The sequence below is a fragment of the Ornithinimicrobium pulveris genome (genome assembly GCF_050261105.1).
In the GTDB taxonomy this organism is placed as follows: Bacteria; Actinomycetota; Actinomycetes; order Actinomycetales; family Dermatophilaceae; genus Ornithinicoccus.
On the sequence record NZ_CP189837.1, the window covers coordinates 3068412 to 3080596 of the forward strand.

Below are 12185 nucleotides of genomic sequence, written 5' to 3' on the forward strand. Positions count from 1 at the left end.
CTCCTGCGCTTCGACGTCCAGGCTCATGCGGTCCAGCATCGCCCAGGTGGGGCCACCGCCTCAGGAGTTGTCCACACCCTCGGGGGGCTCCACCCCCCGAGCACCCCCCGCCGCGCTCACTCCTCCCGCATCGGCACCCGCACGCCGCGCTCGTCCGCGACCTGCTCGGCCTCCTCATAGCCCGCGTCGACGTGCCGGATGACGCCCATGCCCGGGTCGTTGGTCAGCACCCGCTCGAGCTTCTGACGAGCCAGGTCGGTGCCGTCGGCGACCGAGACCTGGCCGGCGTGCAGCGAGCGGCCGATCCCAACGCCGCCGCCGTGGTGCAGCGACACCCAGCTCGCGCCGGAGGCGGTGTTGACCAGAGCGTTGAGCAGCGGCCAGTCGGCGATCGCGTCGGACCCGTCGGCCATCGCCTCGGTCTCCCGGTAGGGGCTGGCGACCGAGCCGCAGTCCAGGTGGTCACGTCCGATGACGATCGGCGCGGACACCTCGCCGTTGGCGACCATCTCGTTGAACCGCACGCCCGCCCTGTCCCGCTCGCCGTAGCCGAGCCAGCAGATTCGCGCGGGCAGGCCCTCGAAGGCGACCTTGTCCTTGGCGCCGCGCAACCACTTCTGGAGGTGGTCGTTCTCGGGGAAGAGGTCCATCACGGCCTGGTCGGTGGCGTGGATGTCCTTCTCCTCACCCGACAGCGCGACCCAGCGGAATGGCCCCTTGCCCTCGCAGAACAGCGGCCGGATGTAGGCCGGCACGAAGCCGGGGAACTCGAACGCGCGCTCAAAGCCCCCCTGCCGGGCCTCGTCCCGGATCGAGTTGCCGTAGTCGAAGACCTCGGCGCCGGCGTCCATGAACCCGACCATCGCCTCGACGTGGCGGGCCATCGACTCCTGCGCGCGGTCGGTGAACTCCTCGGGCTTCTTCTCGGCATATTCCGCCCAGTCGGCCAGGTCGATCCCGGTCGGCAGGTAGGACAGCGGGTCGTGCGCGGAGGTCTGATCGGTGACGATGTCGATCTCGACACCGCGGCGCAGCAGCTCGGGGAAGACCTCGGCCGCGTTGCCGACGACGCCGACCGAGACGGCCTCGCGCGCGGCCTTGGCGGCCCGCACCCGCTCGACGGCCGCGTCCAAGGAGTCGGCGACCTCGTCGAGGTAGCGGCTCTTCACCCGCCGGCGCAGCCGCGCCTCGTCGACGTCGACGATCAGGCAGGTGCCGCCGTTCAACGTCACCGCGAGCGGCTGGGCGCCGCCCATCCCGCCACAGCCTCCGGTGAGGGTCAGCGTGCCCGCGAGAGAACCGGCATACCTCTTGGCGGCGACCGCGGCGAAGGTCTCGTAGGTGCCCTGGAGGATGCCCTGGGTCCCGATGTAGATCCACGAGCCGGCGGTCATCTGGCCGTACATCGTCAGGCCGAGGTGCTCCAGCCGGCGGAACTCGGGCCAGGTCGCCCAGTCGCCGACGAGGTTGGAGTTGGCGATCAGCACGCGCGGCGCCCACTCGTGGGTGGTGAAGACGCCGACCGGGCGGCCGGACTGGACCAGCATGGTCTCGTCCTCGCGGAGGCTGGTGAGCGTGCGCACCATGGCGTCGAAGCTGCGCCAGTCCCGGGCGGCGCGGCCGGTGCCGCCGTAGACCACGAGGTCGTCCGGGCGCTCGGCGACCTCCGGGTCGAGGTTGTTCATCAGCATCCGCAGGGGGGCCTCGGTGGCCCAGCTGCGGGCGGTGAGCCGGGTGCCGCGGGCGGCACGGACGGGGCGGGCGCCTTCCATGATTCTCCTCGGGTCGGGCGGTGGCTGGGTGATCTGGTGTCCGGTATGCGGTGTGGTCGGGTGGGTCAGAGCAGCGGGCCGGTGCTGGACTCGGCTGCGGCACGGACCTGGCCGTCCAGGACGAGCTCGACGGTGGCCTCGATCTCAGGGGAGAGGTAGCGGTCCGGGCCGGGGCCCTGGATCCCGTTGTCGCGCAAGAGTTTGACGACGGCTGCGGTGGCGGGAGCGGGCGTGAGGGGCGCGCGCAGGTCGAGGGCGCGGGCGGCGGTGAGGATCTCGACGGCGAGCACGCGGGCCAGGCCGTCGACGCTGCGGCGCAGCTTGCGAGCGGCACCCCAGCCCATGCTGACGTGGTCCTCCTGCATGGCTGAGGACGGGATCGAGTCGACGCTCGCGGGGGTGGCGAGGCGCTTGAGCTCAGCGACGATCGCGGCCTGGGTGTACTGCGCGATCATGTGGCCGCTGTCGGTGCCGGGGTCGTCGGCGAGGAAGGGTGGCAGGCCGTGATTGCGGGCGATGTCGAGGAAGCGGTCGGTGCGGCGCTCGGCGATGCTGGCGACATCCGCGACCACGATCGCCAGGAAGTCCAGGACGTGCGCGACCGGGGCGCCGTGGAAGTTGCCATTGGACTCGACTCGACCATCCAGCGTGACGACCGGGTTGTCGATGGCGGCGGCGAGCTCGCGTCCGGCGACGAGGGCGGCATGGTCACATGTGTCGCGGGCCGAGCCGTGGACCTGGGGCGAGCATCGCAGGGAGTAGGCGTCCTGGACGCGGGTGCAGGCCTCGGTGCGGTGGCTCTCACGGATGCCGCTGTCGGCCATGATCCGGCGCAGGTTGGCGGCCGAGGCCCCCTGGCCCGGGTGGGGGCGGAGCTCGTGCAGGTCCGCGGCGAAGACGTCGTCGGTGCCGAGCTGGCCCTCGACACTCATCGCGGCGGCGATGTCGGCGGTGGTCAGCAGGGTGTCCAGATCGTGCAGCACCATGAGCAGCATGCCGAGCATGCCGTCGGTGCCGTTGATGAGGGCCAACCCCTCCTTCTCGGCCAGCTCGACGGGGGTGATCCCCGCGGCGGCGAGCGCGTCAGCAGCCGACAGCAAGGTGCCCTCGGCGTCGCGGACCTCCCCCTCCCCCATCACGGCCAGCGCGCAGTGCGCGAGCGGCGCAAGGTCACCCGAGCAGCCGAGCGAGCCGTGCTCGCGGACGACCGGCGTGATGCCCGCGGTGAGGAGATCGGCATACACCTGGGCGGTCTCGAGGTGGACCCCGGTGCGACCGGTGGCCAGGGTGGACAGGCGGAGCAGCATGAGGGCGCGGACGACCTCGCGCTCGACCTCCGGGCCCGAGCCCGCCGCGTGCGAACGGATCAGGGAGCGTTGGAGTTGGGCGCGCTTCTCGCTCGGGATGCTGGTGGTGGCCAGCGCCCCGAAGCCGGTCGAGATGCCGTAGTGCGGCTGGGTGTCGCTGGCGAGGTCCTCGATGATCCGGCGGGTCGCGGTGATCCCTTCCGCGGCAGCCTCGGACAGCCTGACTCCGGCCCCGTGGCGAGCGACCGCGATGACCTCGGCGGGCGTGAGCGGGCCGACGTCAACGGTGACCTCGGTCGGGGTCTGCGTGGCGGGAAGGCGACTCATGCCAGCCATTCCACCGCTGAGGCTGGCTCGCCAACAGTCCGGGAGCGAGGTCGGTGTCTCAGATACCAGACCTAGCCGGGGTCATGGCGCACACGACGCGTCCGGTGGGCCCGAAACCCGACACAGCGCACGTCCGGTGGGCCCAAAACCCGACACAGCGCACGTCCGGTCGAGAAGGTGGCGTTAGGCGTGCCAGATGCGGTCGAGGTAGTCGCGCATGGAGCGGTCGGAGGAGAAGAAGCCGCAGCGGGCGACGTTGAGGATGGCGCGGCGGCTCCAGTCGTCCGGGTCGGCGTAGGCGGCGTCCACGCGATCCTGGGCGTCCAGGTAGGAGCGGAAGTCGGCCAACACCATGAACGGGTCCTGGTAGAGCAGGTTGTCCACCACCGTGCCGGCCGCACCGCGGTCGCCATTGGTGAAGTAGCCGCTGCCGATCAGGTCCAGGGTGGACCGCAGAACCGGGTCCTCCTGGTAGTAGCGGCTGGGCACGTAGCCCTGCTGGCGCAGCTCCTCGACCTCCGGCTCGGAGAGCCCGAAGAGGAAGAAGTTGTCGTCGCCGACGAGCTTGCGGATCTCGACGTTGGCGCCGTCGTCGGTGCCGATCGTCAGCGCACCGTTGAGCGCGAACTTCATATTTCCCGTGCCCGAGGCCTCCTTGCCGGCCAGCGAGATCTGCTCGGACAGGTCGGCGGCGGGGATCAACTTCTCGGCGAGGTTGACGTTGTAGTTGGGCGGGAAGAGCACCTTGAGACGGCCCTCGAGCGCCGGGTCGTTGTTGACCTTGCGACCGACCGCGTTGATCAGCGCGATGATCTCCTTGGCCAGGTGGTAGCCCGGGGCAGCCTTGGCACCGAAGAGCACCGTGCGCGGGGTGAGATCGGCCAGCTCGATCCGGCCGGTCTTGACACCCTCGTAGGCCGAAACGACGTGGAGCAGCTTGAGGGTCTGGCGCTTGTATTCGTGCAGGCGCTTAACCATCACGTCCATCAGGTGGTCCTGGTCCAGGATCAAGCCGTTGCGACCCTCCAGGACGTGCGCGAGCCGTGCCTTGTTGGCGGCCTTGACCTCCCGGAAGCGCTCGCGGAAAGCGGCGTCATCGGCCAGCGGCACCAGGCCCTTGAGCAGGTCGAGGTCGGTCACCCACTCCTCGGTCCCCAGCGCCTCGGTAATCAGCGTGGACAGCTTGCGGTTGGACAGCCGCACGAAGCGCCGCGGCGTGATGCCGTTGGTGACATTGGTGAACTTGTCCGGCCACAGCTCGGCGAAGTCGGGCAGCACATCGTCCTTGAGCAGCTGGGAGTGCAGCTCGGCGACGCCGTTGACCTTGATCCCGGCGACGGTGGCCAGGAAGGCCATCCGCACCGCCCGCTGCGGCGCCTCGGCGATGATCGACATCCGCCGCACCCGCCACTCATCCCCCGGGAAGGCCTCGCGGACCTCCTCGAGGAACTCGTCGTTGATCCGGTAGATGATCTCCAGGTGGCGCGGCAGCAGCCGACCCAACAGCTCCACCGGCCAGACCTCCAGGGCCTCCGGCAGCAGCGTGTGACAGGTGTAGGCGAAGCACTTCTGGGTGATCGCCCACGCGTCGTCCCAGTCAAAGCCCTTGTCATCGACCAGGATCCGCATCAGCTCAGGCACCGCGATGACGGGGTGCGTGTCGTTGAGCTGGAAGATGATCCGCTTGGGCAGGTTCTGCAGGTCGAAGTCGCCCGGCAGGGTGTTCTCGATGAAGTCGTGCAGCGAGCAGGCGACGAAGAAGTACTGCTGCTGCAGGCGCAGTTCCTTGCCCTGCGGCGTCGAGTCGTCCGGGTAGAGCACCTTGGAGATGTTCTCCGCGAAGGTCTGCGCCCGCGCCGCCTGCGCGTAGTCACCGGTGTTGAAGATCTGCAGGTCGAAGGCCTCGGTCGCCTGCGAGCTCCACAGCCGCAGCGTGTTCACCACGCCATTCCTAAAGCCCGGCACCATGTAGTGGTAGGGCACCCCGCGCACCTGCCACTCCGGGAACCAGCGCGTGCGCTCCCGACCCAGCTCATCGGCATACCGCTCGGTGCGGCCGCCGAAGCCCACGGTGACGGCGCGCTCGGGGTGCGGGAACTCCCACGGCGAGCCCAGGCGCAGCCACGGGTCCGGCGACTCGACCTGGCGGCCGTTCTCGTCGAAGGACTGCTTGAAGATGCCGTACTCATAGCGGATGCCGTAGCCGATGCACGGCACGTCCATCGTCGCCAGCGAGTCCACGAAGCACGCCGCCAGCCGCCCCAGACCACCATTGCCCAGCCCCGGCTCGATCTCCTGGGCGCGCAGGGTCGCGATGTCGATCCCGCACTGCTCCATCGCCTGCTCGGCGATCCCCATCAGGTTGGTCGCGAGCAGCGCGTTGCCCAGCTGGCGACCCAGCAGGTACTCCGCCGACAGGTAGCCGACCGTCTTGGTCGGGTTCTTGCGGCGCCGGTGACCGGTCTCCAGCCAGGAGGCCATCAGGTAGGAGCGCACGGTGCGCGCGAGCGCGAGGTATTGGTCGTTGATCGTCGACTGGGACAACTTGACGCCCTGGCCGTAGTTGAGCTGCTCGAGGAACTCCTTGACGAAGCCGTCCACGGTCTCCGGCGGCGACTTCACCGGAGCGACCGCGAGGTCGTGGGTCGCCGGGAAGCTCGGGCCGCGCCGGTTGGCGTCGGTCGAGGGGGACTCGTCGGAGTAGTGCTTGACGGTCTCGAAGGTGTCGGTCACTTGGGGCCTCGCTGGAAGGGTGGAACACGGGGGGAGGCGACGCTGCCGAATGCCTAGGGTAGACGCGGTGGCCGACCGATGGGTAACCCTGCGGCAGGATGTCGGCATGTCGGATCCCGATGACCAGTTCGAGGACTTCTGGCGCGACGCCCGCGTGCGCGCCCGCCTCAACCCCGCCGACGGCTATCTCGGGGTGACCGATGATGAGGTGCTGCGGCCCCCGGCCTGGGCGTTCGGCGCCACTCCCGAAGAGGCCGATCGGCTGCTCGGGCTGGTCACCGCCGGCGCCAAGACGGCGACCGCGAGCGTGCTGTGGGAGTACGAGGCGCAGGCTGAGGAGCTGCCCCGGGCGGGCGATCTGTCGATCGTGCTGGACGGGTCGGGTGAGCCGACGGCGCTGATCCGCACCACCCACGTCGAGGTCCGCCGGTTCGCCGATGTCGACGAGGAGCATGCCCGCCGGGAGGGCGAGGGGTCGCTGGCGCAGTGGCGGCGCGAGCACCAGCGCTTCTTCGCCGAGCACGCGCCGCAGGGGCAGCAGGTGACCGACGACACCCAGGTCGTCCTGGAGCGCTTCGTCTGCCTCGTCCCGGTGGAGGCCCGCCGCGAGGCCCGCCGGGCCGGGTTGCTCTGACACTGGCTGCTGCGGGCCGCGACACACTGTGGTGCGAGCCGGACACGAGCCCGGTATGACGCAGACCTCACCTGAGGCAGGCTTCCGCGAACTGTACGAGCACGCCTATGACGACGTGCTGCGGTTCGTGCAGCGCCGGGCCCACCCTTCGCACGCCGAGGACGTCACCGCGGAGGTCTTCCTGGTGGCCTGGCGCCGGTATGCCGAGTTACCCCTCGATCTGGACAGTCGCCGCGCGTGGTTGTTCGGGGTGACGTACCGCGTGCTGGCCAACGCCCGTCGTGGCGAGGACCGCCGGGCAGCGTTGGCCGTGCGGATCGCCGACGCCTACGACGGGATCGAGCCGGGTCTGCATCCGGACGAGGTCGGGCTGCGCCTCGACCTGGCGCGCGCCTGGCGGCAGCTGCCCGCCACCCACCAGGAGGCCCTGGCCCTGACGATCTGGGAGGACCTGAGCTCCACTCAGGCCGCGCAGGTCCTGGGGATCAGCGCGACGGCATACCGGCTCCGGTTGTCCCGGGCCCGGCGCGCGCTGCGCACCCACCTGCGCCCGGACACCGCGCTCGCCACCACGACCGCCGACCAGCACCAGCCTGAAGGAGGCACGCGATGAGCACCCGCGACCAGCTGGAGACGACCTTGCGCACGATGGACCCTGCCGACCCAGCGGTGCCCGAGCTCTCTCCCCGCGCCCGGGCGGACCTGGACCTGATCCTGTCCACCCGCCGGGATGACTCGCCGGAGCCGCGCCACAGGACTGCGCAGGGCCACGGGACCGATACCCACGCGCCGGGCGAGGGCGCGCTCCTCACCCGGCGCGGCCGCCACCCCCGCTGGCGCACCGCCCTCGTCGCGGCCGCCGCCATCGCTGTGGCCGGCGTCGGGATCGGACTGCCCGCCGTGACGGCCCCCGCCTACGCCGGGTGGGAGGCGGTCCCGACCGGGGTGGATGTCCCCGGCACCCAGCGTGCGGGCGATGAGTGCCGGGCGATGTGGGAGAACAGCGGCGCTGAGGAGTCACCCGGTATCTCCCCCGCCAGCGACCTGCGGGTAGCGCTGACCGAGAGCCGTGGCCCCTTCACCTTCACCGTGATGCGGGGCCCGGAGGGCCAGTTCGCCGACTGCCTGCTCAGCGGGGGCTGGTCCGGCCGGGCGAGCACCGGCGGCGGCGGCACCAGCCCGGCCCCACCCACCCCGGACCCCGAGCCGACCGGGATCGACCTCGCGATGGCGGGAGCGGTCGGCGGCGAGAGGACGCGCCTCTTCGGGCTTGTTGACGTCGGCGAGGCCGGTATCCACACCTATGCCTACGGGCGGGTCGGCCACGACGTCACCGCGCTCACCCTGCACACCCCGCGCGGCCCGGTGCAGGCCTCGCTGCAGGCCGGGCTCTGGGCGGGGTGGTGGCCGAGCGAGGTCGACCACCTCGGCCTGGCCCCGTTGCCCGCGACGATCACGCTGCGGGACGGCACCACCCGCGACCTCGATCTCACCGATGTCCAGCTGGACTGGAGCGAGCCGGTCGACTGACGGTGGCCGGCTGATCCCCGCGCGACCTGATCCCCACTCCGGCGCGCCCGTCCGCCCGGGCGGGGATCGGCATACTGGCCCGGTGGCCAACGCACCCGCCGCCGGGCACGCCCTGGACGTCCTCACGCTGCTCACGCGGCGGGCGACGCCCCTGCCGGCGGCGACGATCGCCCGGGAGCTGGGGCTGCCGCGGTCCTCGACCTACCACCTCCTGCGCGTCCTGGTGGAGCGCGGCTACGTGACGCACCTGCCCGAGGACCGTCGGTACGGGCTGGGCGTAGCCGCCTTCGAGCTGGGCTCGGCCTACCCGCGCCAGGCGCCGCTCGAGCGGATCGCCCGCCCACGCCTGACCCGGCTGGCCGACGCGAGCGGCCAGAACGCCCACCTCGCCGTGCTGCACGGACGCGACGTCCTCTACGTGGTGGAGGAACGCGTCGCCGGCCGACCCTCGCTCGTCTCCGACGTCGGCGTCCGCCTCCCCGCCTCGCTCACCGCGACCGGCCTGGCGATCCTGGCCGCGTTGCCCGCCGCCCAGGTGCGCGCCCTCTTCCCCTCGCCGGACACCTTCGTGCAACGGCATGGGGTCGGTCCGCGCTCGCTGAGCACGCTGCGTCCCCTGCTGAGCCGGACCCGAGCCCAGGGGTATGCCGTGGAGGACGGCCTCGTCACCCCCGGCTTGGTCTCGGTGGGCTCGGCCGTGCTCGACCACGGGGGGCACCCGGTCGCGGCGGTGGCGGTGACCTATCCGGTCGGGGCGGGCGGTTCGGGTGAGGGCGCGTCGGACGTGCGGGAGCGCCTGGTCGAGCAGGTGCGGGCCTGTGCTGGAGAACTGTCGACCCGGTTGGGGCATCGAGGCTGATCAGATCGGCGATGCCCCCTGCGGGGTCGGCCCGTTCACGCTAGCCTCCTTGGGCATGAACGTGCTCTGGGGTCTTGGCGGCATGGTGGCTCTCCTCGCGCTGGCCTGGGTGTTGTCCGAGAACCGGCGCGCGATCCGCTGGCGCACGGTGCTGGCGGCGCTGGCGATCCAGGCGGGCTTCGGGGTGATCGTCCTCTACTGGACGGCCGGTCAGCGGGCGTTGGATGCGGTGACCCAAGGGGTGCAGGCGGTCATCGACTCCTCGAGCGAGGGCATCGACTTCCTCTTCGGCGGGGTCATCGGGGCCGAGGGGATCGGCTTCACCTTCGCCTTCCAGGTGCTGCCGGTCATCATCTTCTTCGCCTCGCTGACCGCGGTGCTCTACCACTTCGGGATCCTGCAGTTCGTGGTCGAGAAGCTGGGTGGCGCACTGGGGTGGGCCCTGGGCACCCGCAAGGCCGAGTCGGTGAACGCCGCCGCGAACATCTTCGTCGGGCAGACCGAGGCGCCGCTGGTGATCCGGCCCTATCTGAAGGGGTTGACCCGCTCCGGGCTGTTCGCCGTCATGGTCGGCGGGCTCTCGACGGTGGCGGGGTCGGTGCTGGTGGGCTACTCGCTGCTGGGTGCGCCGTTGGAGTACCTCATCGCTGCCTCGTTCATGGCCGCCCCCGGCGCGCTGCTGATGGCCAAGATGATCCTGCCCGAGCGGATCGAGGACCGGGACGCCGACGACCCGGGCATGGGCGGCGCCAAGGAGAAGGAGAAGGCGCGCGTCGGCGGCGGCGAGCGCGAGGCGGGCAGCGACACCGACCCCGCAGCCACCACCACGCAGGGGGCGGATGGAGCCGACGAGGACGACCTGCTCGGGGAGGATGCCCCCTCGGAGGCCGGCCACCGCAATGTGATCGACGCGGCAGCCTCGGGCGCCGCGGACGGGCTGCGGCTGGCACTAACGATCGGCGCGATGCTGCTGGCGTTCATCTCGCTGATCGCGCTGATCAACCTGATCCTGGGCACGATCGGCAGCTGGTTCGGGATCGAGAACCTCACCTTCGAGCAGATCCTCGGGTATGTCTTCGCCCCGATCATGGCGGTGATCGGGGTGCCGTGGAGCGAGGCGACCAGCGCGGGCAGCTTCGTGGGTCAGAAGGTCGTGGTGAACGAGTTCGTGGCGTTCAGCAACTTCGCCCCGAACATCGATGACTTCTCGCCCAAGACCGCCGCGATCATCACCTTCGCGCTGACCGGTTTCGCCAACCTGGGCTCGCTCGGCATCCTGCTCGGCGGCCTGGGCAGCCTGATCCGGGACCGCCGCAGCGAGATCGCCGAGCTGGGTCTGCGCGCGATCGCCGCCGCGACGCTGGCGAACCTGATGAGCGCGACCATCGCGGGCATCCTGATCAGCTGACGCAGGCGCCTCGGCCAATCGGGACGGCCCTGGTTAGGGTCGAGGGCATGCGTGCGATCACCATCAGCGAGCCGTCCGACGGCGGCCCCGAAGCCCTCGTCATCGCTGACGTACCCGCCCCCGAGCCCGGCCCTGGCGAGGTGCTCGTCGAGGTCGTCGCCGCCGGGGTGAACCGGGCCGACGTCATGCAGCGCAAGGGTTTCTATCCGCCGCCGCCCGGCGAGTCCGAGCTGCCGGGTCTGGAGGTCAGCGGCCGAATCATTGCCCTGGGCGAGGGAGTCGAAGGGTCGCGACGCGTCGACGCCACGGGGCGCGGCAGCGAGGGCTGGGCTGTGGGCGAGGAGGTGTGCGCGCTGCTGGCCGGTGGCGGGTATGCCGAACAGGTCGCGGTTCCTGTCGGCCAGGTGCTGCCGGTGCCGGTCGGGGTCAGCCTGGAGGACGCGGCCGGGCTCCCTGAGGTGGCCTGCACGGTCTGGAGCAATCTCGTGATGGTGGCTGGGCTGCAGGAGGGCGAGACCGTGCTGCTGCACGGTGGCTCCAGCGGCATCGGCACGATGGCGATCCAGATCGCCCGCCAGCTCGGCGCCCGGGTCGCCGTCACCGCCGGCTCCCAGGAGAAGCTCGACGCCTGCGCAGAGCTGGGGGCGCAGATCCTGATCAACTACCGCGACCAGGACTTCGTCGAGGTCCTCAAGGACGCCACCGACGGGCGAGGGGCCGATGTGGTGCTGGATGTGGTGGGGGCGAAGTACCTCGACCGCAACCTCGACGTCCTCGCCAAGGATGGCCGGATCGTGGTCATCGGGCTGCTCGGCGGACGCAAGGGCGAGCTCGACCTCGGCACGTTGCTGAGCAAGCGCGGCCGGGTCCAGGCCACCTCGCTGCGCTCCCTGTCGGCAGAGCGTAAGGCCGAGGTCGTCGCCCAGGTCCGCGAGCACGTCTGGCCGTGGATCGAGCAGGGCCTGGTCCGCACGATCGTGCACTCCCGCCACCCGCTGGAGCGGGCCGCCGACGCGCACCGGGAGATGGAGGAGTCAGCTCACATCGGCAAGATCCTGCTCGACGTGGTTGGCTGACCACGTGGACCTCCGGACCCTGCGGCGCAAGGCGAGCACCGCTGCGCTGCTGGCGTTCCGGCTGACGCCCGAGCCGATCAAGCGCCGCGTCGTGCGGGCGGTCGCCCCGACCTATGTCGCCGGAGCGGTCTGCGTGCTGGAGCACGACGGCGAGGTGCTCATGCTCTGGCAGCCGCACCGGGCCGGGTGGAGCCTGCCGGGCGGCTTCATGGACAGAGGTGAGGACCCCGCCCACTGCGTGCAGCGCGAGGTCGCCGAGGAGGTCGGGCTGGACATCGATCCCGGCGACCCGATCACCGCGCTGGTGGACCCCGAGCGCCAGGGGCTGCACGTCATCTTCCGCGTCGAGCTCGCCGAGCGCCCCGACCTCGAGGTGGCCAGCGAGGCCCGCAAGGCGCGCTGGGTCGCGGCCGGCGAGACCGTGGAGGCCGACGACAGCACCCGCAAGATCCTCGCCGCCTGGGCCGACCTACGCCGACCCCGTCGCCCTGGCGTGCTGCGCTCGGACGCGAGCTGACCCACGCGGACTGGGTCCACCG

General features: G+C 71.1%; 10 protein-coding genes. 7 read left to right on the forward strand and 3 right to left on the reverse strand.

Translation table 11 applies throughout. From position 1 onward, the window contains the following. Positions 1-116: 116 nt before the first annotated feature. From hutU to ACQBAT_RS14365, 3 genes are all read right to left on the reverse strand, one after another. A complete protein-coding gene (gene hutU, locus ACQBAT_RS14355) occupies positions 117-1772 on the reverse strand; it encodes a urocanate hydratase (protein WP_420747899.1) in 1656 nt (551 codons plus the stop codon). A 65-nt stretch (positions 1773-1837) separates the two neighbouring features. After that, entirely contained in the window at positions 1838-3406 is a 1569-nt protein-coding gene (gene hutH / locus ACQBAT_RS14360; RefSeq protein ID WP_420747898.1) for a histidine ammonia-lyase, read from the reverse strand. A gap of 183 nt (positions 3407-3589) precedes the next feature. Continuing rightward, complete coding sequence (locus tag ACQBAT_RS14365; protein WP_420747897.1) at positions 3590-6139, reverse strand: glycogen/starch/alpha-glucan phosphorylase; 2550 nt, start codon at positions 6137-6139, stop codon at positions 3590-3592. A gap of 106 nt (positions 6140-6245) precedes the next feature. On the opposite strand from ACQBAT_RS14365, the gene ACQBAT_RS14370 reads away from it, so the two are divergent. The 7 genes from ACQBAT_RS14370 (at position 6246) to ACQBAT_RS14400 (ending at position 12163) form a co-directional block, all read left to right on the forward strand. After that, positions 6246-6773, forward strand: a complete 528-nt coding sequence (locus ACQBAT_RS14370; protein ID WP_420747896.1) for an ASCH domain-containing protein — start codon at positions 6246-6248, stop codon at positions 6771-6773. Positions 6774-6828: 55 nt separating this feature from the next. After that, entirely contained in the window at positions 6829-7386 is a 558-nt protein-coding gene (locus tag ACQBAT_RS14375) for an RNA polymerase sigma factor (RefSeq protein ID WP_420747895.1), read from the forward strand. Next, positions 7383-8303 (forward strand): hypothetical protein, encoded by a 921-nt coding sequence (locus ACQBAT_RS14380; RefSeq protein WP_420747894.1) that lies wholly within the window; start codon positions 7383-7385, stop codon positions 8301-8303. Before ACQBAT_RS14375 ends, ACQBAT_RS14380 begins: the two co-directional genes overlap by 4 nt. An 82-nt stretch (positions 8304-8385) precedes the next feature. Then, positions 8386-9162, forward strand: coding sequence for an IclR family transcriptional regulator (locus tag ACQBAT_RS14385; RefSeq protein WP_420747893.1), 777 nt, complete (start codon positions 8386-8388; stop codon positions 9160-9162). 55 nt (positions 9163-9217) lie between these two features. Next, on the forward strand, positions 9218-10570 hold the full coding sequence (locus ACQBAT_RS14390) for a NupC/NupG family nucleoside CNT transporter (RefSeq protein ID WP_420747892.1): 1353 nt from the start codon (positions 9218-9220) through the stop codon (positions 10568-10570). Positions 10571-10617: 47 nt separating this feature from the next. After that, entirely contained in the window at positions 10618-11646 is a 1029-nt protein-coding gene (locus ACQBAT_RS14395) for an NAD(P)H-quinone oxidoreductase (RefSeq protein ID WP_420747891.1), read from the forward strand. 4 nt (positions 11647-11650) lie between these two features. After that, positions 11651-12163: an NUDIX domain-containing protein gene (locus ACQBAT_RS14400; RefSeq protein WP_420747890.1), complete on the forward strand. Its 513-nt coding sequence runs from the start codon at positions 11651-11653 to the stop codon at positions 12161-12163. Positions 12164-12185 lie beyond the last annotated feature (22 nt).

Bases quoted from the DNA above. Each gene is read 5' to 3' on its own strand.
- hutU (WP_420747899.1), bottom strand. From the start codon at position 1,772: ATGGAAGGCGCCCGCCCCGTCCGTGCCGCCCGCGGCACCCGGCTCACC.
- hutH (WP_420747898.1), bottom strand. From the start codon at position 3,406: ATGAGTCGCCTTCCCGCCACGCAGACCCCGACCGAGGTCACCGTTGAC.
- ACQBAT_RS14370 (WP_420747896.1), top strand. From the start codon at position 6,246: ATGTCGGATCCCGATGACCAGTTCGAGGACTTCTGGCGCGACGCCCGC.
- ACQBAT_RS14375 (WP_420747895.1), top strand. From the start codon at position 6,829: ATGACGCAGACCTCACCTGAGGCAGGCTTCCGCGAACTGTACGAGCAC.
- ACQBAT_RS14380 (WP_420747894.1), top strand. From the start codon at position 7,383: ATGAGCACCCGCGACCAGCTGGAGACGACCTTGCGCACGATGGACCCT.
- ACQBAT_RS14390 (WP_420747892.1), top strand. From the start codon at position 9,218: ATGAACGTGCTCTGGGGTCTTGGCGGCATGGTGGCTCTCCTCGCGCTG.
- ACQBAT_RS14395 (WP_420747891.1), top strand. From the start codon at position 10,618: ATGCGTGCGATCACCATCAGCGAGCCGTCCGACGGCGGCCCCGAAGCC.